The following is a 21,481-nucleotide window of genomic DNA, read 5'->3' on the forward strand; positions in this document are numbered from 1 at the left end:
CCCCTAAATTGCATCAAACAACTACGGGAGAATGGTCTTCGACCTGATAGCTGCTATGAAACACATTATTATTTCTCTTGTGGTATACCTTTCAATGGTTTTCGCTGCGCTTACTGTGAGTGCTCAAACATCATTGACCTCTCTGGACGGCGGAAAGAAGGACATTGAGGATCAAAATGGTAAGGTGGTCGTTCTTGCGTTTGGCGCTAGCTGGCTCCCGTTATCCGGAAAGCAGGCGGAATATGCTAATTCGATCGCAAAGAAATATGCAGGAAAGAACGTTGCCGTCTTCTTCGTGATGACCGATTCCAATGCGCCCAGATCAAAGAACTTTGCGAGCAACGAGGCGCTTTTGAAATTTGCGTCCGCAAATAAGGTAGCCGTACCCGTGCTTCGAGATCCGGATGGTAGTTCGACGTTCGAGAAGTTTGGTGTCGACCAGGTGCCCTCCTTCGTCATCCTGGACAAGAACGGACGCAAAGTAGAGGTATTTGGCGGGATCGACCCTAAGTGGGATATAACTGTGCCTATCTCAAGAACTATCGACAGGCTTTTGTAATGCGAAAGAAGCTCTTTGATGAAAAAAGCAGGCGATCTTCGGCCTGCTTTTTCTTTTGACTGTGGGCCACTATAGAATTACCTTTCAAGCACCAATCGATAGACCAAGTTGATCGGCAGTCCTACCACATTCCAATAATCACCCTCAATACCTTCGATGAAAAGTGCCGCCTGTGCCTGCACAGCATACGCACCGGCCTTGTCTAACGGATCGCCGATCTGGGTGAGAAAGTCGATCTCCTCGTCGGACATTACCGCAAACTTGACGTGTGTTCTTTGGAGCCCTGTTCTTATCTTGCCCGGACCAACGACCGCAACGCCGGTCAGAACTTCGTGCCATATTCCGGAAAGCGACGCTATCATCTTACGGGCATCGGCCAGATCGATCGGTTTGCCGATGATCCTCCCGTTGACCACGACGGTCGTATCAGAGCCGAGTACGATGGAATCCGGCATCTTATCGGCAATTACTTGTGCCTTGGCTAGAGCCAGTCGTTCGACATAAAGTTCAGCCGATTCCCCCTCGAGCACATTCTCATCGATATCGGGCACTGCCTTTTCAAATTCCCACCCAACTGATGCGAGTATCTCGGATCTACGCGGGCTGCCAGACGCAAGCACCAATTTTGGCAGCCTGACCTTCAAATCGTTCGTATTTAGCATTTAGATATGTTCTCGTTTAAGATGATAGTTGATTGTCCTCGGATGACAAATGAAGGAATTGTTTCAGACAATGGCTGAATTAATAAAGGTGCTTCCGGATAACGAAGCCCTTCGACGGTCGATCGTCTTTGCAGCGTGGGCCAAGATCGCCGGTGCCGACATGAAGCCACACACGACCGCTCACGAATTGCGTGGAACACGCTTACAGGTTGCGGTGGCAAACGAAACCTGGCGTAAACAGCTGAGTTCGCTGGGTCCGGAGTACATCCGACGGCTTTCGGCTCTTGTCGGTGACGGCGTGGTCACTTACATTGAGTTCTTGGTCATTCCGGAGTCGTTCGCAGAAAGAAAGAAACGAACCGTCGAAATAGTTTCCGTGCTTTTGGATAACGAGATTCTAACGCCCGATTTACTTGAAGCATCTCGTTCGATCCGCAACGAGGAGTTCAGAAAGGCATTCTTGCTGGCTGCTGCAGGCAGTCTGATGTATAGGGAAAAACATGGACATCCGTAAGATCGCTAAACTTGCGCACCTGGAGATTTCAGATGCCGAGGTCGAACTTTACACACCTCAAATGGCTGAAATCGTTAAGTATGTCGAGCAATTGAAAGAGTTGGACACCAGTAACGTTGAACCGATGCTTGGCGGTCTGACACTCGAAGGCGAGCGAACGGACACGATCCGAGCCGACGTTCCTTTGCCTTCATTCGATCAAACAGAGGCTCTTGCTGAAGCACCGGCGGGAGTCTCTGGACATTTTCAGGTCCCGAAGGTTCTATGATGGGTCGATCGGTATTTCAAAAGCATCGGTCGGGTCTTTCGTCGAGACCGATCTCGATCGGCATCGTGGTCCTGATCGCGTTCAGCGCGTATTCGTGCAATATCCCGAATCTCGACACTCCGGAATGTCTCGCATCGAGATCGGTTGTTCGGGAATTCTACTCATTCCATTTTGGCAATGACATGCGTTTCTCTGCAGGTGGTTTAGAGGCAAGGAAGCGATTTTTGACGCCATCATATTACAATTCGCTTCTAAATACTGTATCGGACGCAGACGTTTTTACGACTAACAATACCGATTTGCCGCGTGCCTTTCGTGTCGGCAAGTGTGAGACGATCGGCGAGGGACGCTCGTCATTTGAAGTCTTGTTATTTTGGCGAGACGATACCCGAACAGAACAGCGTGCAATAAAGGTCGAAACCGCGTTGATCGCGGACGATTGGCTTATCGACCGCATCATTTACTAATGAACAGAATGATCCGAACCAACATCGAACGCACTCTTGACAACGCCGAGCGACTGAATGAGTCGCTTAACTCATTTCTTTCGATCGAGCGGGAGCAATCGCTCGCAGCGGCAGGCAAGCTTGCAATGGATGAGGGTCAAAGACCGCTTTTCGGATATGGAATCGCCATTAAGGACAACATCTGTACAAAAGGTCTCCAAACATCCTGCGGCTCTCGCATCCTTCGGGGTTACCGAGCTCATTACGACGCGACCGCGGTAGAAAGACTGCATGCGGCGGGTGCTATCGTTATCGGCAAAACGAACATGGATGAATTTGCAATGGGCTCGTCCAACGAAAATTCAGCGTTCGGTGTTGTCAGAAATCCATGGGACGTCGACCGTGTTCCAGGTGGCAGCTCGGGCGGTTCTGCTGTTGCAGTCGCCTCGGGTGTTGTACGCGCTGCTCTTGGTTCAGAAACCGGCGGTTCGGTACGTCAGCCAGCTTCACTCTGCGGTATTATCGGCCTAAAACCCACCTACGGCCGTATTTCGAGGTATGGCTTGGTCGCTTTTGCGTCGTCGCTCGATAATATCGGCATTTTCGGCCAGACCGCACGCGACGCCGCGAAGATACTCCACGTGATCGCCGGACGTGATGAACGCGATTCGACTTCAGCGGACGTTGCCGTCCCCGACTACGAATCCACGATCGACTCGGAAATTGCAGGGAAAACGATCGGTGTCCCGCGCTCGCTCTTCGGGGATGGTTTGGATCCCGAGGTCAGATCATCGGTCGAACGAGCGATCGAAAACTTCGTCTCGCTCGGCGCAAGCGTTGTCGACGTCGAACTTCCGCATGCCAGTTACGGTATCGCCGTTTATTACATCATAGCGACGGCCGAAGCTTCTTCTAATCTTGCCCGCTATGACGGCGTGCGTTTCGGATTTAGGGCCGAAGGTGCTCACGAACTTCGGGCAATGTATTCGAGAACCCGTGAAGAAGGCTTTGGGGAGGAAGTTAAACGGCGAATAATGCTTGGAACCTACGTTTTGTCCAGCGGTTATTATGACGCATATTATTCGAAGGCCCAGCGCGTCCGGTCCCTCGTTAAACAGGATTACATGTCGGCATTCGAGAAGTGTGATGTGATCATTACGCCTACGTCGCCGTCGACCGCCTTTAAGATCGGAGAACGATCGAGCGACCCCTTAGCAATGTATCTAAGCGATGTCTATACCGTCTCGGCGAACCTAGCCGGCGTTCCGGCGATCAGCATACCTTGTGGACTTTCATCAAACGGCTTGCCGATCGGGGCTCAGCTTGTTGGAAATTTTTGGAGCGAAGATGTTCTGCTCAATATGGCGTCGGTATATGAAACAGCATTTCCGCTGGGCGAAAAGCCGGACATCTTTGCCGAATAGCGACGTACGTTTTTCTGACCGAGATCACTGTAGCCGCAATTGGGTGTATTCAAGATTTCTAGCAATAACGCCGAAATCGTTCACCGGCAAGATATTTTGCCAACGGTGCGGGTCTTCGAGAAGTTTGTTCACTTCGGCAACAGGTATGGGCCGTGAGAAGAGGTAGCCCTGCCCATAATCGCAGCCTAGAATTCGCAGCTGATGAAACTGATGGATGCTCTCGATCCCTTCGGCAATAACGCCTAAGTTGAGTGCTTTTGCAAGAGCGATCACGGTCCGGACTATCTCGCCGTTTTCCGACCCCTCTTCCATCGAACTAACAAACGAACGGTCGATCTTCAGCATGTCAATCGGAAAGCGGTGGAGGTAGCTAAGGCTTGAATACCCTGTACCAAAATCGTCAATGCTGATCCTCACGCCAAGTTCCTTGATCCGATTCAGGACCTTTACAGCATTCTCGGCATTCTCCATGACGGCGCTCTCAGTGATCTCCAGTTTGAGACACTCCGGTGCAATCCCGGTTTCAAAGACGATCGTACGAAGTTGATCGATGATTCCCGGCTGGTCGAGATAGGCGGCAGAGAGATTTACGCTCACGACCATTGACGGACGAGCCAAGCCTCGTTTTTGCCAATCGACGACCTGGGTGCAAGCCATTCTTAACAGCTGCGCCGTCATCGGAATTATCAGTCCGGTGGTTTCGGCGATCGAAATGAATTCGCCCGGCGTGATCAATCCGCGGCTTGGATGATTCCATCTCACCAGAGCCTCGAATCCCATCAGCTCGACATTATCGAGATTCACGAGCGGCTGGTAGTAAAGTTCGAATTCGCTTTTCTCGACCGCGAGCCTGAGATCGGTCTCAAGTTCGAGAAGGCAGACGGCACGTGCGTGCATTATCTGGTCAAATATTACGTGGCCAGTATTAGTCTGCTTGGCGTAGTACATCGCAATATCAGCGTCGCGGAGCAGATCCTCAGCATCGGTGTACCGTGGATGACTGAAAACGATTCCGATGCTTGCGGTCGTAAAGATCTGCCTTCCATCAAGGCTGTAAGGAACCGCGATCTTGTCGTTGATATATTCTGCAAATCGGACGGATTCATGAGGGTCCACGACATCCTCTATCAGGATCGCAAATTCATCGCCGCTAAAGCGGCTAACCATTCCCTTTTCACCAACCGCCTCGGCAAGACGGACGGCAACGTCCAGAATGAGTTTATCGCCGACCGAATGGCCAAGACTGTCGTTGACCGTTTTGAACCGGTTCAGATCCAGAAAGAGAACGGCGAACTTGCCTTCGGCGTTGGCGTGGGTCTTTTCGAGTTCGGATCTAAGATGTTCGATGAACTGGATGCGATTCGCGAGCCCGGTGAGTGAATCGTGATATGCAGCATGACGAAATCGTTCGCGGCTCTCCCGAAGCATCTGGCTGCTCCGCTCGAGTTCAGCTACGTAGTGTTCCAATTCGGTTACGTGGATCTCAGCCTGTTCTGCTCGATTGCGTTCTGCAGTCTCCGCCTTCGCGGCTTTTACCTTTATCTCACCGACATAGCGAAAATGACGAAGTACGATCAGTCCGAAACAGACCACGCCGACAGAAAGAGTCAACAGCGCTGAGGTGTTGTCGCGATGTTGTGCGAGAAGAATCGCACAAACAAGCGCGATCAGCCCCAATGGCAGCAGGAGCAGAAAATACAGGTTTATTAGCTTATCTTTCTTATCCATTGAGCGGACACACTTCCAGAAATGTGAAATGAAAAATCAGGCGGGGAAAACTGGAAAGGCGAACTTGATGGCCGGGCGAAAGTGACCCGACGCAAACAGGATAACCGAAATGGCGTCAAAATTCCATAGTTTTCTTCATCGAAGAACGCCTCCCATTGTTGGAGAACTAACGAGAAAACGGGCCTCTTTCGAAGCCCGTCTGGTAACCGACACTACGTTTTCGGTTATTTTGTAATGCCGACCTGCGTCAAAGCATAAGCGTAGTCAAAGGCCACTTCTTTAAGACGGTCGTACCGTCCGGACGAACCACCGTGTCCCGCGCCCATGTTGGTCTTCAGCAACACGATGTTCTTATCGGTCTTGAGTTCACGCAGTCGGGCAGCGTATTTTGCTCCTTCCCAGTACGGAACCTGGCTATCGTTCAATGAGACCTCGATAAGCATATTAGGATAGGCCTGCGCTTTGATGTTCTCATACGGCGAATACTGGATCATGTAGTCCCAGGCTTCTTTTTCGTTCGGATTGCCCCACTCGATCCACTCGCCGGTAGTCAAAGGCAGAGTCTCGTCAAGCATCGTATTCATGACGTCAACGAAAGGCACCTGTACTATCGCAGCCTTGTAAAGATGCGGAGCTTGATTCATTACAGCACCCATCAACAGCCCGCCCGCCGAACCGCCCTGTATCACAAGCCGATCAGTTGAGGTATAGTTCTTGGCGATCAGCCATTTCGAACAGTCGACGAAATCGTTGAACGTGTTCATCTTTTTGAACATGCGTCCGTCCTGCCGCCATTTTTCACCAAGCTCGCTGCCGCCGCGAATATGAGCGATCGCGTAAATCATCCCTCGATCGACAAGCGAGAGCCTCGCCGTCGAGAAATTCGGCGTCATCGACGCACCGTAGGAACCATAGGCGTACAGCAACATCGGCGATTTGCCGTCGAGCTTGGTTCCTTTTTTCATCATTATCGATACCGGAACTTTGACCCCGTCGCGGGCGTCCGCCCAGACCCGTACAGTTTCATACTGCGACTTGTCGTATCCGCTTGGAATCTCTTGCTGCTTGATCGCCTTGCTTTGTCGCGTACGAAAATCGAACTCAAATGTGGTGTTTGGTGTGATCATTGAAGAATAACCATACCGAATGACCGGCGTATCGTACTCAGGATTATTTGCAAGGCCCATCGTATAGACGCTTTCAGGCGTTTCGATCCGGGCAGACGCCCGACGCGTTTTCATGTCCATCACCCGAAGATATTCGAGTCCGTTCTCAAGTTCGGAAACAACGGCGTGATCCCTGAAGAAGCTGATCCCCTCTATCTTTACCGCAGGATTGTGCGGGATATAGTCCTTCCAATTCGCCTCGCCGGGGTCAGCAACCGATGCTCGGACCACCTTGAAATTTTCGGCATCCTTGTTCGTGACAATGTAGAATTCGCCATTATTGAAGGTCGCTGAGTATTCGTGGCCCTCACGACGTGGAGTAATGACCCTCCATTCACCGAGCGCATTGTCAGCCAGCATATATCGAAACTCGTTCATCGTCGCCGCACCGGAATTAATGAAGAACATCTTCCTATCTCGCGAGCGGCCAATTCCTACGTTGAACAAAACGTCCTTATCTTCAAACACCAGATCGTTCTTATCCGAACCTAGTTCATGCCTAAAGATCTTATCTGTTCGCTTCGAAACTGGATCCTCTTGCCCGAAGAAAAGGTACTTTCCGTCACTCGACCATTCGATCGACGTGACTCGCTCGATCTTGTCCCTTAAGATCGCACCCGTGCGAAGATCCTTCACCTGCAAAGTGTACTGTCGATATCCTGTGGTGTCGGTCGAAAACGCAAGCAAATTTCCATCGTCGCTCGGCTCAAATGCGCCGATCGAGAAATATGTATATCCTTTCGCCATCTCATTTTGGTCGAGCAAAATCTCGGCATCCTTGCCGTCCTGCGTTTTGCTGCGAAGAAACGTCGGGTATTGCTTGCCTTCCTCAACCCTTGTAAAGTACCAAAATCTGCCGAGCTTATACGGCACGCTTAGGTCGGTTTGCTTGATCCGGCCGAGCATTTCTTTATAAAGCGCGTCGACAAATGGCTTGTGTTTGCCCATATGTGCCTCGACGTACGCATTTTCGTCTTCAAGGTATTTGATGATCTCTGGATTTTTTTTCTCGTTCCGGTCACGCAGCCACGCATAATTGTCGGTGATCTCGTAACCATGGATCTTGAGGACTTTCGGATCCTTCTTCGCTACAGGTGGTTTCATATCGTTCTGTGCCAGCGCGGCGGTTCCCGTACAGGCAATGATAGCTAATGTCGCAACAGACAGCAGTCTTTTCATCTTGTTACTCCTTATTATGGCTCGTGGAATCAAGTGTCGTCTAATATCCTTTTTACGTAACTTGTTGCTCGATTGTTTCGAAACCGGCACGGTACGATTCACTTTCGCCGCAAACCAATCGGCAAAAGCGAAAAATGGAGAACAGGTTTATTTCCCGTTCTCCATTTTCGAAATTGTTACCAATTCTTTTTGTCTACCTCTCAGCGATAGGAACGTATTTAAGGCCCCGCGGCCCGACATATTCTGCTCGCGGCCGAATGAGCTTGTTGTCAGCGTATTGTTCAAGAATATGGCCCGTCCAGCCCGAAATACGGCTAACGGCAAATATCGGCGTAAACAGGTCAAGCGGAATGCCCATCAAATAATATGTTGAGGCAGAATAAAAATCGACATTGGGAAACATGCCTTTCTTTTCGTGCATCAGCTTTTCGATTAGCTGCGACATCTCGAACCACTTCGAAACACCCGTCTTGTCCGCCATTTGCTTAGAGTATTTACGCAGCCAGGTCGCCCGGGGATCTTCGGTCTTGTAAACGGCATGACCGATACCCATGATCTTACGCTTTTCTTCCAGAGCCTTTTCGATCCACGCCTCGACCTTGTCGAGTTCGCCGATCTCGATGAGCATCTTCATTACGTTGGTATTCGCACCGCCGTGAAGCGGGCCAGCCAGCGCCGCGATCCCGGCAGTCACTGCTCCGTACATGCCGGCAAGCGTCCCCGAGACGACACGCGTCGTGAAGGTCGAAGCATTCAACTCATGGTCGGCATGAAGGATCAACGCCACGTCGAACATCCGTGCCTCTTCCGCATCAGCCCGCTCGCCGCGAAGCATATAGAGAAAGTTCTCGGCGATCCCAAGGCTCGTGTCAGGTTCGACAACCTCAAGGTCGCGGCGGATCCGATCCCAAGCGGCTGCGATTGTGCCGATCTGTCCGGTGATCCTGATCGCTGCCCGGGTTGCACGCTCTCGATCGGTTCCATGTCCGTCCTTGTCGTAAAAATCGAGAGATGAAACTGACGTCCGCAGAACATCCATCGGATCGGATTCCTTCGGAAAAGTCTTCATCATGTCGATGACCGCCGAAGGCACATTGTAATTTGCCCGGAACTGCGATCTCAGAGCTTCCAGTTCGGACCCCTTCGGCAAGCGTCCGTTCCAGAGAAGGAACACCACCTCTTCGAACGTCGAATTTTCGGCAAGATCATGAATATCGTAACCCTGATAGATCAGAACACCGTTCACGCCATCAACGTCGCCTATCGAACTCTGTGCAGCCACCACGCCTCTAAGTCCTGCTGCTGCTGTCGATTCTGTTGCTGTACTCATTGTTTTATAATCTCGTTCTCAATAATTTAGTTGAAATGGATTTCCTCGATTTTATCGAACAGAAGCTGTATTAACAAGTTCCGTGTTTCGGAAATATAGCCGTCGTTCGACTGCAGCTGTTCGGATCTGAGGAACGAATTGTGGGAGATCATCAACACGCGGGTGCGTTGCCGGAAGAATGCACCCTGCGAAAAAAAACTCCACATCAAAGGCAACGACCCAAAGGAGGAAACAGTCGTTGTACTAAGATGCGGAGTAAATTGGTAAATGCTTTAGGTCCGGTTTTCTATCACCGGATCTTGGTCTCGAATGCCGTTCGAATACGAAGTTGCTGATTCTTATTAAGGCGAATATGTTTGCCGCGTTCGATAACGACCGCGCCAACGCCGAAAGCGGCACCGACACCCGCTCCAACCGCGGCACCGACCGGTCCCGCTGCGATCGCACCGATACCGATACCGGCTCCGGTGGCAGCACCGATCTTGATCGAATCATCTTTGATCGATCGTTTTCCGATCGCTGTGCCTTCGGTATCGACCATCCGAACATTATCGCCCTTGATCGGCAATACCTCGGTAAGGATCGCGTCGAAGTTGGCCCAACGCTCGTCAGACAATACGATCCTGTCAAAAGATAGCAACATCTCAGACCGCCGCTTGATACGGCCGGGCTTGGTTATTCGGTCGATCCGTCCTTCAATGATCGCACCTTCGAGCTCAAATGGAGACATGACCTTGGCAGTAAACTTGTCGCCTTCTCGATTCTGTTCGGTATTCAGATCTTCCTGAATTTCGACTATGAGCTCTAAGTCCCTTGGAATGACAATGATCGGCTCACCATTGTTCGAATAACTTACCTTTTGAACTGTTGTCGGAACGTCTGAGGCTGCGGCGGTCGAAGGTGACGCCGGCTCTTGGTTCACAGGCAGGCTCGGTGGCGTCTCTACCTTGTTGCCACCAGATATTGGCTTGGGCTCAACAGATTCGGTATTCGCCACGTTTTGCGTCGGAATTGCTCCTCGGCGAGAAATTGTACTCGGAACCGTCGATTCAAATGAGAGCTTGTCGAATCCCGCGGCGTAACCGAGTTCAAAGCCTTGCCTGTAGCCGTCACTGTAATCCTCAAGAGCACCATATTCAGTGTTGTAGGCACGTTTCGCCTCTGAATACTCGGTATGGCGTGAAAGATCTTTTCCGAGGTTATCGATCGAATCGCGGTAACCGGCCATATACCCATCGGAGTATCCGGTCCGATATCCCCGCTGCAGCGCGGCTCTGGTATCTTGTGCCGAAACTGTCTGTACTGAAAGGGTTAAGTCCGCAACGATCACGAAAGATAAACAGATGAGGACAGCTAAAAAACTCCTGGTAAGCTTCATTTTGACTCCTTTGATATTACATGTGGATTAGAAGAAATGGTTTGTCCGCTATGATTTATACACTATTACTTAATTCAATACAAGAAGTTTTTCGAATGTATGAAACAAAAAAAGGCAGCGGGCCGATCGGGCCAGCTGCCTAAGCGTCTTCAGGAGGAATCACGCTAAAAGCTCTTTCGAAACAGATACGACATTCTAATAAAAAATGTTCGGCTGTTTCTTTCGAAACCGTATTCACGCTGCGCTGTGAACGGGCTCCACCCATTGTAATTCGCGTTATCGTTATAGCCGGCGTAAAACGCGGTTCCCGGACTGGGCGTCCAGCCAAAAAGCAACTGTCCGGCGTAGTTGTTTCGAGTCGAATCAAAATCTAAGCGCATACGGGTGAATACGAACCTGGAAAATTGGAAAGTGGAACGCAGACTAACGAGATCGGCATCGAATGCACGTTTTCTCGTGTCGGTGCGTACCAACCTGCTCTTTCTGTAGCTCAAAGAGACCCGTAACGGATCGACCGGCTTCACCTCGGCAAATAGTTCAGCGTCGAATTGTTGTCCTGTTCCCGGGTCGAGTTGTCCGCTTGACCCGAAGTCGAAGTCGAACGAATTGTTGATGAACCCGACAAAGGCACCATAATTAAATCGTTTGTGAGGCGTTTGGTTGATATTGCCTGAAACGTATTGCTGCCACGAACCGCGTGTAGGTTCGCCCTGAAACGCCCCTTGGGACCGAGTCGGAATACGCTTCAGACCGAATTCTTCTTCATAGAGTTTTTCGTAGCCTATTCCGGCCTCTAGAAATACATAGGTGTTTCGCTGAAGGTTGAGATTGGCGTTGTTGCCCAAATTGAAGCGTTGCAGCCTCCCGCTCCAGTCATAATCGACCCCAGAATATTGGGCCCAACTCAGCCGGATTATTTTGTTCTTGGGTTCCGATTTTGTGCTGAACCGGTTATAGAAAAACGCAAAATTCGTGTTCTTTCGTCGGGTAAATCCGGCGTCAGCATGGTAATCGCTGCTTCTTCCACCAAATTCCACAAACCAACCACGCCGGTCCTCTGAATAATCAAGATTCGCATAATAGCCGACACCGTTGCCGGTTCGATACTCATTGAACGGACTTCCCAGAACGGTCACGCCGCCATAAGTGCCACCGCCACAGATCTCCCTGTTTTTGACCGTTTGAATTGGATCCGCGTCCGGGTCGAATCGCGGGTCAAAGAAACATCGCCGAGTAGTGGTTCCAAGTACTTGAAACGTCGAGGTGAGTTTCGAAGTGAGCTTGAGTCTGCCGTCGATGCCTGCAGTAAGGTTCTTCTGTTCCGGAAAACTCCGAAATGTGCTCATAAATCCGATATTGTTTGCTTTTCCGAAGTCACGTTTGACACGGATGACGGCAAACAACGAATTCTTATCGATAAACTCGTCTATTCGCGGCCTCACGGACGGATCGTTCCGATCATCTTCATCATAGTTTCCGGGCGCATTATCGGAAGCCACAAGGAATCCGAACGAGGTTTTCCCCACCTTACCTGTGAGTTTGGCAGCAAGATCGGGATCAACGATCGTGCGCGAATGAAACACACGTAACGGTGTATTGAAGATATCCTGGCCTTCAAGAAAGAACGGCCGCTTCTCTTCAAAGAAGATCGGGAATCGCTGGTTTGCGGTGACGACCGGAGCATCTGCTTCGATCTCTGCAAAATCAGGATTGATAGCGGCGTCAAGCGTAATATTCGGCGACAGCGTATATTTAAGTGTTACACCGATGTCCTGTTTTATCGGCTCATTGACAAATCGGCCTGGATCGATGGCCCCCGGCGTTAGCTGAAATCTCGGAATCGTTCTGACACGACGGCCCGTTTCGGAAACGGTAATACTGGGAACGACCTCGAGCGTTCGCTCGTAAATGATCTCGTCAAGACCGCCTATCTTCCCGTGTTTGATCAAAAACCCGGAAATATCACGGTCATCGGGGAGCCATTGAGTGAATTCATCGTTGAATCGGTCTATATTGCGGGCGACGTTGAATCCCCAAAGCTTACCCTTGCCAGCTGAATAGCGAAGTGATTTGAATGGGATCTTGACCTCAACGGACCATCCCCAATCTTCTATCACCCCTTTCGACTCCATTACGATATCCACCGAAAAATCAGCTCCCTGGCCCTCGGTGTAGATCCCGTCTTGCTGAATGCCCAACGGGTTGAACCCAAGTACGTAGGCGCGCCTTTGATCGTTGTAGGTATCCAGCCAGACCCGGACATTATCCTCGCCAAATACGTTGTCTCGACGGGCAACGGTTGCCCGGATCTTGTCCTTTTCGTCAAAGCACTTGAATGCGATGTACAAGTGCTTTTCGTCGTACATGAGATATGCCTCCGTCGGCCTTGACGGAGCTATGTTATCGCCCGGAAAAGTTTGGTAGAAGTCCTTGAAAACTGCCGCACTTTTCCACGATTCTTCATCGATTCGGCCATCGATGACGATTCCCAAGGCCACTTTCGGTATCGAGATCGGAACCGACTTCTCATGCGGTAAGACGATCTTTGAGCCTTTCGCCGGGGCAGGAACTTCCGTTGTCGAAACAGACGGAGCGGACTCCTTTTTTGCTGGCGAACTAGTTTCTTTACTGCCGTTACCACCGTTCCCATTGCCGTTTCCACTGGGTTGGGCGTTCAAAGAAAAGGCGAGAACAAGGACCGCGAACAACGGGTATAACTTTTTCATGAATGCACCTGAAATATGAAGATTGTCTCGGTACCCCTTGAGTGTTCGATGCGTTGCTGACTAGAACGTTATTCCGGTCAGAATGTTTCAATTAAAATGTGCGTGGGTTAAATGACCCACGCACATTGCTCTGATCAAAAAATGTCTAAAGCCGAGGCACTGCGAACCAGTAGTTTACCGTTTGCAAATTCGAAGTCGTATTTTTTGTCGCCCGATCCGAGCCGGAGCGTTCGCGAGCGTTCACGTGCGGGACCGATATTGAAAGTCTCTATCTCACTATTGGAAGTAAGTGAAGCGCTGGCGGTATCAGGCAGCGTCAATGTGATGACACCGTCTTCAGCCTTTGACGATATGCGTTCGAAAGCGCCCTCCAGAAATACGTTGGCGTTTATCGTATTCGATTCAAATTCACCATTGAAGCCGATCACCCTCACCTGCCCGTCATCAGCATCCAGAGTCAGCTTTCCCTGCGAATCCCTTATGTCGATCGGCGAATCCGAGCCTTTGACATCGAGCGTACCGGAAACTCCGCTCAGCCTGATCTCACCGTCAGAGGTGACTTTCACGTTCGATTCGCGTGGCAAATAGATCTCGAGCCGTACCCGTTCAGCATTGAACAAACCGCCGCTACGGACTGACGATGCGTCACCTGAAACCTTTATTGTTATTTCAGGCCCATTCTGCTCTTCCGAAATATTCGCCGGTGACATTGTCCTGGCGTTGCCGGATTCGCTCAAAACGTATCGGACTTCTTTCTGCGCGCCACCACGGATTATTACATCGCAGCCGTTCGCTTCGACCACAACTCGCGGCGTGCCGTTGACCTCGAACGACTTCGTCCGTCTTTTGATCGTCGGTGCCGAAGATCGCCAATTGATCTCTGCTAATTGGGCCAATACTTCAGCTTGCTTTGCCATCCCTTCCTTGATGCTTGCCTTCATCTCATCAGTGGCGATCGTGGCCTGGATCTTTTCGAGTTCTGGCTTCACTTTTGAGATCGCGATCTGCGCCTCTTTCATCGCAACGGCCGCTGATCTTTCTGAATCGCGCATTGCACGAGCGATCGCACGGTTTGCAATAGCAGAATTCAAGGCGGCTTCATCGACTGCTTCGACTTCGCCGACGTCACCCTCTTTCAGAAGATTCGTCGCCGGACTTTGGGTTCGACCATCTTTCTGCCGCAATATCGATAGTCCGCCGTTGACGCTGTTGAGTCTCACCTGTGCCTCACCATTACCAAGTCGGCCATGAAGATTTCGCCCGATGTATTCTCCTTTCTTCACCGGCAGGCCAAAGTCATTGGCGATCACGCCGTTCAGGGAATCGGCCTTGATGGTCGCGTTGACATCGGAAGGCAGTGTCAAGTTAGCCCTGCCGTTCACTGTGTTAAGCGATATCCTGCTTCCGGCCTCAACGCGTTCGAACGCTGCTGAGACTTCCCCGTTCACGGTTGAGAGTTCGGCATTTCCCCGAAGGTTCGAGGCGTTTACATTGCCATTCACGGCTGATGCCTTTGTGAAATTCACGAAATTAGCGACCGTAACCGATCCGTTGACCGTCTCTATAGCGCTCAGGACCGCAGTCCTTGGGACCGAGAGTTTGTAATGGACCTCGAGCTTGCGTGTGCGGCTCCGATCGCTTCGGTCGCCATATCTCCAGCCCTTATAATCGGTCTCTACCTTCAACGAATCCGGGCGATCTGTCACGATTATTTCGACTTCGTTGAGCGTCTCGGCCGAATCCGCAACTTTAGTAGCCTCCAGCCTTACCTCGCCGCGATCCCATGCTTCGATAGCGATCGACCCGTTAATGTTCGAGACACTGACCTTGCCATTCGGGGTCAGCGTGTAGGTCTTTTCAAACTTATCCGTCACGTCGTGAACCGCAATCACCTGCAACGAACGTTCAGCGACCGCGTTTTTTTCGTTCAGACTGACAGGCGTATCGCCGCCAGATGCAAGGAATAGGCCGGCAACAACTATCGAATATAACCAACTCATTATTTTTCTCCGTTATGACTGCTATTTGGGAAAACTCCCGTTTCTGCAAACAAAACACCGCCTCCAAACTATTTGTGACATTTTTTTTGTTAGATTCGGACATTGATTTACCGATCGATAATGGCTGCAACATATGTATGCCCTGCAACATCTGACAGATTTACATATAAGGTGTGATTTGGTAGCCTACTGTGTTTGATCAGCGATTGGGACGGAGATCATCATGAATCTAAAGAATACGCGTTTACACATTCTTCGAAAGCCTACGCAGCTGTCGGCTTGCGCGAAGACCGGCGTGTCTCTCCATTGTCATACTGAGCATTCAAAGGAAATGCTCGACTTCGTTCCACACTACGCCGAAAAGCTTCCGATAATTGCGCAGTTCTGGAAACGCGAAAGAGATAATTACCTGAAAAAAGAAGGCAAGGGCATCGACTTCTCTAGCGCCTATTGGTCGCCACCAATGAATCCTGATGCGGTTTACGAGATCGAGAAAAAGCAGATCAACGATACGGGAATTGATGCGATCGTTTCATTGACTGACCATGACAGCATTGATGCGACGCTGAAGGTCAATGAAACCGAGCCGAATACACACGCGCCGATCTCTATGGAATGGACGGTTCCTTTTGAGTATGGCTATTTTCATGTTGGTGTCCATAATCTGCCAAAGGCCCGAGCAGTTGAACTGACCAAGACACTGCTTGATTACACCTTCATCGACGAGAATCATACGAACGAGAAACTCGCCGAGATGTTCGCGATGCTCAACGAGATCCCATCTGTGTTGGTAATACTGAACCACCCGCTATGGGATATCGAACTTGTTGGAAAGGAACGGCATGAGGCTTTGCTGAAAGACTTCATTCGTGTCCATGGAAAATGGATCCATGCATTCGAGATCAATGGTTTCCGTGCATGGTCGGAAAACAAGGCGGTCATCGAAATGGCAGAGTCCCTCGGAATGCCGATCGCCACTGGCGGTGACCGACACGGCTGCAAACCGAATACGGTGATCAATCTAACCAACGCCTCGACGTTTGATGAGTTCGTAGATGAGATCAGGGGCGAAAAACGGAGCGAGGTTGTGTTGATGCCGGAGTACGAGCATCCCATCCACTCGCGGCAGCTGCAAAGTTTCTCTGAGATACTGAACCACTACCCTGAATTTCCGGATGGCAGACAGCGATGGTTCGACCGCGTATATTTCGACGTCGGCGACGGTCACGGACTTCGCCAGCTTTCAGTCCACTGGCAGCGTGGCGGACCGACGTGGCTGCGATGGGCGATATGGACACTCGGAGTTTTGGGCAGCCCAAAGGTAAGGCCGGTCTTCCGCCTTGCACGCAAAAAACGCGACCGTGTGCCGAAACACGCGGCTGAAACGCGATTTGAGATACCGAATGTCGAAGAGGTCGCGCACAGTTTGTCCTCGGAACCGGCTTCTTAGTTCGCATAATACGTTTTGTGGCACATGATCGGTGCCGAATAAAAGGGATCATTAGATGGCGGTCATGGGCCGCCTATATATTTTAAAGAGCCAATTTTTTGTGAGCGAACTTTTAAGAATTGCATTTTTCCCCGATTCGTATCTCGAGGTTAACGGAGCGGCAATGACCTGCAAGCGGTTGGTCGATTACGCCAAGCGAAACGATCGTCCATTCCTTGTTGTCCATGCAGCACCAAAGTCAGAGGCCTGGAAGGACGGCAGTGTTGATTATTTGGCCTTGAAACGCTCTCCGATCTCGTTCTCTCTCGACGAGGAACTAGCTTACGACCCATTGTTTCAGCGTCATACGAATAAGGTTTTACGAGCGCTGCTTGAGTTTCGCCCGGATATTATTCACATCACAGGACTTAATGATGTAGGTATAATGGGTTCTTATCTTGCCTGGAAACTGCAGATCCCGCTACTTGGCTCGTGGCACACGAACGTACACGAGTTTGCTGCACAACGATTGCGAAGAATGCTTCGCTTTTTGCCCGACAAAATGGTCAACGGCATTTCGAATTTTGCCGAACGGAAGATACTCGACGGGACCGTTCTTTATTACAAGATGCCGAAGGTCGTACTTGCTCCGAATCAAGAGCTTGTCGAACTTCTCGGCCAAGGAACCCACCGGGTTTCTCGTCTGATGGGCCGCGGCGTCGATACCGAGATGTTCTCACCGTCAAAACGTACGGTTGATGATGAGATAATTCGACTTGGGTTCGTCGGTAGGCTTCGCGCGGAAAAGAATGTCAGGTTGTTGGTCGAACTGGAACACGCGTTGATCAAAGCCGGAAAGAAAGGATTCAAGTTTCTGATCGTCGGCGAAGGCAATGAGCGCGAGTATCTTGAAAAAAATCTCAAGAACGCTGAGTTTACTGGTTTTCTCTCGGGTGAAAAGCTGTCAGAAGCATACGCGAACATGGACATTTTCGTATTCCCGTCTGAAACTGATGCGTTCGGAAACGTAGCTCAAGAGGCCGCTGCATCGGGTGTTGTGCCGATAGTTTCGGACAAAGGCGGGCCTAAATATCTCGTGACGCACGGAGAAACCGGCTTCATCGCCGCCGGTTTCGACGATTTTCTTAAATACACGATCGAATTGATGGAAGACAAAGACAAGCTTGAAGCAATGCGAATTCGGGCTCGTGACGGAGCCCTTTCGAGTTCCTGGGACACGATCTTCGCAGGCGTGTTTGATGCCTATGAAGAGACAATTCGCGTTGCCGAAATGCGAAAGAGAATAAATGAAGAAAAGGCAGGTGAACGGTAGGATAATGGAGTAGTCAGCTTCCTTTGTTCGACACTCCGAAGCGGAGTTGGGTCGGATTTATGAAAGAGATCACGTTTGAAGAAACTGCGGTAGAAACATCGTCGAATACGATCGGCGATGCCCTGCGGTCACTCTGGAAAGACCCGGGTCAGTTCGTCCGACTTTGGAATTACAAAGGTGCCATCTTGAGCGGCATTGTTCGTGCACCGATTTTTCTTGCCACCTATTTGATCGGAAAGGAAACGCTCCGACTTGCGATCGCTGCGGCCCTTGTTCAGTTCAGTTTCCGTTTCTTATTTGCGGGTGTCGCAGGTGCGTTGATCCAATCGTTTCGGCGTGTAGAGCCTTTCTGGAAGGCCCTTTTGGCGATCTTGCTATTGATCCCTCTCGTCAGTCACGTTCTTGAATTCCTTCTTCAGACGATCTTCGGCTTTCTAACATCAACACAGGACCTGACCGGTGACGCGATCCTTCGTTCGATCTGCTTTTCGATCATTTCGGCCCTGTTCACCCTCTTCGCCATGCGGCGCGGCGTCATGATCGTCGGTGAATCGGAAAGCAAATCGTTGATGAGCGACCTCTCGCGGTTGCCGGTGATCATTTTCCATTTCCTCGCCTTCATCCCGAACGAGATCTCGTTCATGCTTCGCCGCGGAGCGTTCCTTGCCGCCCTGATCGCTCTCGGTGCTTTTGGCATTTTTTCGCAGCTCATCTGCTGGGCATTCACGAACAAGGCTTCATGGACCTACGGGAACGGAAGAGAACTCGCTGTCCTGAAATACTGGGGTGTCGACGGCATGATACTCCTCGTCATTGCTGTTGCGCTGTCGTCGTTCGTATATTCGAGGAAGCGAAAACACTAACCTACTCCGCCGTGACGCCGCAAGATATCAAGTCAGTCCACATTACGAATTATTACCACAAGAACTCTGGTGGGATCAGCACGTCGTTCAATAATCTATTAGCGGCCGCCGGCCGACACCAGCGTCACGTTCGTTTGATCGTACCGGGCGAGGTCGAAACCATCGAAGAGGTCAACGAATTCGCCAAGATCTACTACGTTCCGGCCAAGTATTCGCCTGTTTTCGACAAACGATATCGAGTGATGATGCCCTGGCATTACATGAGATCAGAGTCGCCGATCAGAAAGATATTATTGGCCGAGATGCCCGACATAATCGAGGTCACCGACAAATATACGCTCAGTTTGATCGGCGCAATGATCAGAACGAATAATTTCAAACGGTTGGGAAGACCCATACTCGTTCACTTTTCATGCGAACGAATGGATGACAATGTTGAATCGTTCCTGCTCGGCGGATCGATCGGCCGATGGCTGTCGCGGCGAATCGTTGGCAATTATTTGATGCCGAGCTTCGATTTTCACATAGCAAACTCGGAGTACACTGCCGAGGAGTTCAGACAGTCAACCTTACCCGCCTCGAACGACCGCCGCTTGAAGTTCTTTTTCAACAAATGCTGGCAATGGCTGAAAAGTCCTCGCATCGATCTAAGTCAGCGCATCATCGTTTGTCCAAGGGGAGTTGACTCGGTCCTTTTCACACCCGACCGGAGATCGGAGAAGATTCGGGTCGATATGTGTCGACGAGCCTCGATCCCGGAAAGCTCGGTCGTCATGTTGTACGCCGGCAGGATCTCGCCCGAAAAGAACATCGGACTTCTTGTCGATACGATGAAAGAGTTGACGAAAGATGCTACACGCGATTTCCGTTTGATCGTTGCCGGTGCCGGACCGCTGAGTGACGAACTTCGCGAACGATCGACCCGCGAGGCAGACGGCCGGATTATTCAGATCGGCCACCTCGAAAAGAAGACACTTGCAGATTTTTACGCGAACGCTGATGTTTTCGTGCACCCGAATCCGAAAGAACCGTTCGGGATCGCACCTCTTGAGGCAATGGCCTCGGGTGTGCCGACCGTCGCACCGAACTCCGGCGGCATACTCTCATACGCAACTGAATCGAACGCCTGGCTGACCGAACCTAACGGACCCGCATTTGCGAAAGCAATACTGAGGGTGCTCGACGATGACCCGGAAAGGCTCAGGAAAGTCACTGAAGCGGTCGCGACCGCGCGTGCAAATACGAGAGAGATCGCGACCGATCGGCTTTTTGATGCGTACGACCGGATCTTCGAGGTGTTTCACACCGAACCGGAACTCTTCACGGATGTCGCGGCGTCGCATTCGTTCGACTATACTGTGCTTTTGGATGATTGATCTCGTACTTGCAAATTTGCGTGTTCGTCCGCTTCGTACACTGATCAGTGTCGTCGGGGTCGCATTGGGCGTTATCCTCGTCGTGCTGTTTACGGGTTTAGCCCGCGGAATGACCAACGAAATGGCAAAACGCGCGGCGAATTGGAAGGCCGAGATCGTGTTCACGCGCCCGGGAGCAATGGGCCTTGATAGTTCAAACGCTCCCGTGCAGACGGCCTATGCCGAAAGGCTTCTTCGAATCGAGGGTGTCAAATCGACGGTTCCTGTTTATCGTTATATCACTGCAAGCACAAAGGGTCGTTGGGGTATCCAGCAGATCGATGGCGTCGATTGGGAACCGTTTGCGGCAATGAACGATATGCAGATCCTTGCAGGCCGCCCGGTTCGGGCGGACGACGAGGTGATCTTTGATGAGCGACAGATGAGGGACGACGGTCTTAAGGTCGGTGACCCGGTCGAGCTCTTTGGCGGCAAGTCCTACAAGGTAGTGGGCGTTTTTTCGCCACCGTCTGGCTCACGCATTAAGATGTCGCTAGGCGCTCTCCAGCGCGTGCTCGAATCGGAAGGCAGGTGTACATACATTCTCGTCAAGGTGCATGATGACGCTGACGTCAACGCCGTCGCCGCGCGCATAAATCAGGAATTGCCCGGAAACAAGGTAAATCTTACTAGCGATTTTGTTATCGATGCACAGCAGCGTATCCCCGGGTTGAATACGCTCCTGCGCGTTCTGGTTGGCTTAGGAGCATTCGTCAGCACCATCTTTGTTTTGTTATCGATGTATACAACGGTCACGGAACGACGAAAAGAGATCGGGATCTTAAAATCGCTCGGAGCGTCAAAGGGATTCATCATCAAGACGATCGAAGGCGAGGCATTATTGATCGGCGTGCTTGGGGTCGTTTTCGGACTTCTGATCGCATTGTTGGCAGCTGAGGCGATCGGTCGCGGATATGAGCTCTCGATCGAATTCAGTGCGGGTTGGGTCATAACAGCGATCTTGATCGCGATCGTCGGCAGCCTTATCGGTGCGCTTTATCCTGCCTGGAGAGCATCCGATATTGATCCGGTAGAAGTGATGGCAAACGAATAGCCAAAGT

17 protein-coding genes are annotated in these 21,481 nt (G+C 50.9%); 10 read left to right on the forward strand and 7 right to left on the reverse strand.

Annotated elements, in window-relative coordinates:
• Positions 1-55: 55 nt before the first annotated feature.
• Entirely contained in the window at positions 56-559 is a 504-nt protein-coding gene (locus tag IPM28_06810) for a TlpA family protein disulfide reductase (protein ID MBK9172703.1), read from the forward strand.
• Between the two features lie 77 nt (positions 560-636).
• Here the strand turns inward: IPM28_06810 and maf are convergent, their stop codons facing one another.
• On the reverse strand, positions 637-1,221 hold the full coding sequence (gene maf / locus IPM28_06815) for a septum formation protein Maf (GenBank protein MBK9172704.1): 585 nt from the start codon (positions 1,219-1,221) through the stop codon (positions 637-639).
• Between the two features lie 70 nt (positions 1,222-1,291).
• On the opposite strand from maf, the gene IPM28_06820 reads away from it, so the two are divergent.
• Genes IPM28_06820 through gatA form a run of 4 tightly spaced genes read left to right on the forward strand, consistent with a single transcriptional unit; the run spans position 1,292 to position 3,873 of the window.
• Positions 1,292-1,735, forward strand: a complete 444-nt coding sequence (locus IPM28_06820) for a DUF721 domain-containing protein (protein ID MBK9172705.1) — start codon at positions 1,292-1,294, stop codon at positions 1,733-1,735.
• Positions 1,722-2,003, forward strand: coding sequence for an Asp-tRNA(Asn)/Glu-tRNA(Gln) amidotransferase subunit GatC (gatC, locus tag IPM28_06825; protein MBK9172706.1), 282 nt, complete (start codon positions 1,722-1,724; stop codon positions 2,001-2,003). The genes IPM28_06820 and gatC overlap by 14 nt, the downstream gene beginning before the upstream one ends.
• Positions 2,003-2,470 carry a hypothetical protein gene (locus IPM28_06830; GenBank protein MBK9172707.1) on the forward strand — a complete coding sequence of 156 codons (468 nt, stop codon included), beginning with the start codon at positions 2,003-2,005 and terminating at the stop codon, positions 2,468-2,470. The genes gatC and IPM28_06830 overlap by 1 nt, the downstream gene beginning before the upstream one ends.
• The gene (gene gatA, locus IPM28_06835; protein ID MBK9172708.1) at positions 2,470-3,873 is read left to right on the forward strand and encodes an Asp-tRNA(Asn)/Glu-tRNA(Gln) amidotransferase subunit GatA; all 1,404 of its coding nucleotides are present in this window, start codon (positions 2,470-2,472) and stop codon (positions 3,871-3,873) included. The genes IPM28_06830 and gatA overlap by 1 nt, the downstream gene beginning before the upstream one ends.
• A 24-nt stretch (positions 3,874-3,897) precedes the next feature.
• Here the strand turns inward: gatA and IPM28_06840 are convergent, their stop codons facing one another.
• The 6 genes from IPM28_06840 to IPM28_06865 form a co-directional block, all read right to left on the reverse strand.
• The gene (locus IPM28_06840) at positions 3,898-5,601 is read right to left on the reverse strand and encodes an EAL domain-containing protein (protein MBK9172709.1); all 1,704 of its coding nucleotides are present in this window, start codon (positions 5,599-5,601) and stop codon (positions 3,898-3,900) included.
• A gap of 224 nt (positions 5,602-5,825) precedes the next feature.
• The gene (locus tag IPM28_06845) at positions 5,826-7,946 is read right to left on the reverse strand and encodes a S9 family peptidase (protein ID MBK9172710.1); all 2,121 of its coding nucleotides are present in this window, start codon (positions 7,944-7,946) and stop codon (positions 5,826-5,828) included.
• A gap of 193 nt (positions 7,947-8,139) precedes the next feature.
• Positions 8,140-9,276 carry a citrate synthase gene (locus IPM28_06850; GenBank protein MBK9172711.1) on the reverse strand — a complete coding sequence of 379 codons (1,137 nt, stop codon included), beginning with the start codon at positions 9,274-9,276 and terminating at the stop codon, positions 8,140-8,142.
• Positions 9,277-9,565: 289 nt separating this feature from the next.
• Positions 9,566-10,654 (reverse strand): hypothetical protein, encoded by a 1,089-nt coding sequence (locus IPM28_06855; protein MBK9172712.1) that lies wholly within the window; start codon positions 10,652-10,654, stop codon positions 9,566-9,568.
• Positions 10,655-10,818: 164 nt separating this feature from the next.
• Complete coding sequence (locus tag IPM28_06860) at positions 10,819-13,380, reverse strand: carbohydrate binding family 9 domain-containing protein (GenBank protein ID MBK9172713.1); 2,562 nt, start codon at positions 13,378-13,380, stop codon at positions 10,819-10,821.
• A gap of 134 nt (positions 13,381-13,514) precedes the next feature.
• A complete protein-coding gene (locus tag IPM28_06865) occupies positions 13,515-15,380 on the reverse strand; it encodes a hypothetical protein (GenBank protein ID MBK9172714.1) in 1,866 nt (621 codons plus the stop codon).
• Positions 15,381-15,603: 223 nt separating this feature from the next.
• On the opposite strand from IPM28_06865, the gene IPM28_06870 reads away from it, so the two are divergent.
• From IPM28_06870 to IPM28_06890, 5 genes are all read left to right on the forward strand, one after another.
• Positions 15,604-16,830, forward strand: coding sequence for a hypothetical protein (locus IPM28_06870; protein ID MBK9172715.1), 1,227 nt, complete (start codon positions 15,604-15,606; stop codon positions 16,828-16,830).
• 100 nt (positions 16,831-16,930) lie between these two features.
• A complete protein-coding gene (locus IPM28_06875) occupies positions 16,931-18,142 on the forward strand; it encodes a glycosyltransferase (protein ID MBK9172716.1) in 1,212 nt (403 codons plus the stop codon).
• A gap of 59 nt (positions 18,143-18,201) precedes the next feature.
• A complete protein-coding gene (locus IPM28_06880) occupies positions 18,202-19,005 on the forward strand; it encodes a hypothetical protein (GenBank protein MBK9172717.1) in 804 nt (267 codons plus the stop codon).
• Between the two features lie 11 nt (positions 19,006-19,016).
• Entirely contained in the window at positions 19,017-20,381 is a 1,365-nt protein-coding gene (locus tag IPM28_06885) for a glycosyltransferase (protein MBK9172718.1), read from the forward strand.
• Positions 20,374-21,474: an ABC transporter permease gene (locus IPM28_06890; GenBank protein ID MBK9172719.1), complete on the forward strand. Its 1,101-nt coding sequence runs from the start codon at positions 20,374-20,376 to the stop codon at positions 21,472-21,474. Before IPM28_06885 ends, IPM28_06890 begins: the two co-directional genes overlap by 8 nt.
• The last annotated feature ends 7 nt before the right edge of the window (positions 21,475-21,481 follow it).

The sequence above is a fragment of the Chloracidobacterium sp. genome, from assembly GCA_016716305.1.
Classification (GTDB): Bacteria; Acidobacteriota; Blastocatellia; order Pyrinomonadales; family Pyrinomonadaceae; genus OLB17.

Bases quoted from the DNA above. Each gene is read 5' to 3' on its own strand.
- IPM28_06810 (MBK9172703.1), top strand. From the start codon at position 56: ATGAAACACATTATTATTTCTCTTGTGGTATACCTTTCAATGGTTTTC.
- maf (MBK9172704.1), bottom strand. From the start codon at position 1,221: ATGCTAAATACGAACGATTTGAAGGTCAGGCTGCCAAAATTGGTGCTT.
- IPM28_06820 (MBK9172705.1), top strand. From the start codon at position 1,292: ATGGCTGAATTAATAAAGGTGCTTCCGGATAACGAAGCCCTTCGACGG.
- gatC (MBK9172706.1), top strand. From the start codon at position 1,722: ATGGACATCCGTAAGATCGCTAAACTTGCGCACCTGGAGATTTCAGAT.
- IPM28_06830 (MBK9172707.1), top strand. From the start codon at position 2,003: ATGGGTCGATCGGTATTTCAAAAGCATCGGTCGGGTCTTTCGTCGAGA.
- gatA (MBK9172708.1), top strand. From the start codon at position 2,470: ATGAACAGAATGATCCGAACCAACATCGAACGCACTCTTGACAACGCC.
- IPM28_06840 (MBK9172709.1), bottom strand. From the start codon at position 5,601: ATGGATAAGAAAGATAAGCTAATAAACCTGTATTTTCTGCTCCTGCTG.
- IPM28_06845 (MBK9172710.1), bottom strand. From the start codon at position 7,946: ATGAAAAGACTGCTGTCTGTTGCGACATTAGCTATCATTGCCTGTACG.
- IPM28_06850 (MBK9172711.1), bottom strand. From the start codon at position 9,276: ATGAGTACAGCAACAGAATCGACAGCAGCAGCAGGACTTAGAGGCGTG.
- IPM28_06855 (MBK9172712.1), bottom strand. From the start codon at position 10,654: ATGAAGCTTACCAGGAGTTTTTTAGCTGTCCTCATCTGTTTATCTTTC.
- IPM28_06860 (MBK9172713.1), bottom strand. From the start codon at position 13,380: ATGAAAAAGTTATACCCGTTGTTCGCGGTCCTTGTTCTCGCCTTTTCT.
- IPM28_06865 (MBK9172714.1), bottom strand. From the start codon at position 15,380: ATGAGTTGGTTATATTCGATAGTTGTTGCCGGCCTATTCCTTGCATCT.
- IPM28_06870 (MBK9172715.1), top strand. From the start codon at position 15,604: ATGAATCTAAAGAATACGCGTTTACACATTCTTCGAAAGCCTACGCAG.
- IPM28_06880 (MBK9172717.1), top strand. From the start codon at position 18,202: ATGAAAGAGATCACGTTTGAAGAAACTGCGGTAGAAACATCGTCGAAT.
- IPM28_06890 (MBK9172719.1), top strand. From the start codon at position 20,374: ATGATTGATCTCGTACTTGCAAATTTGCGTGTTCGTCCGCTTCGTACA.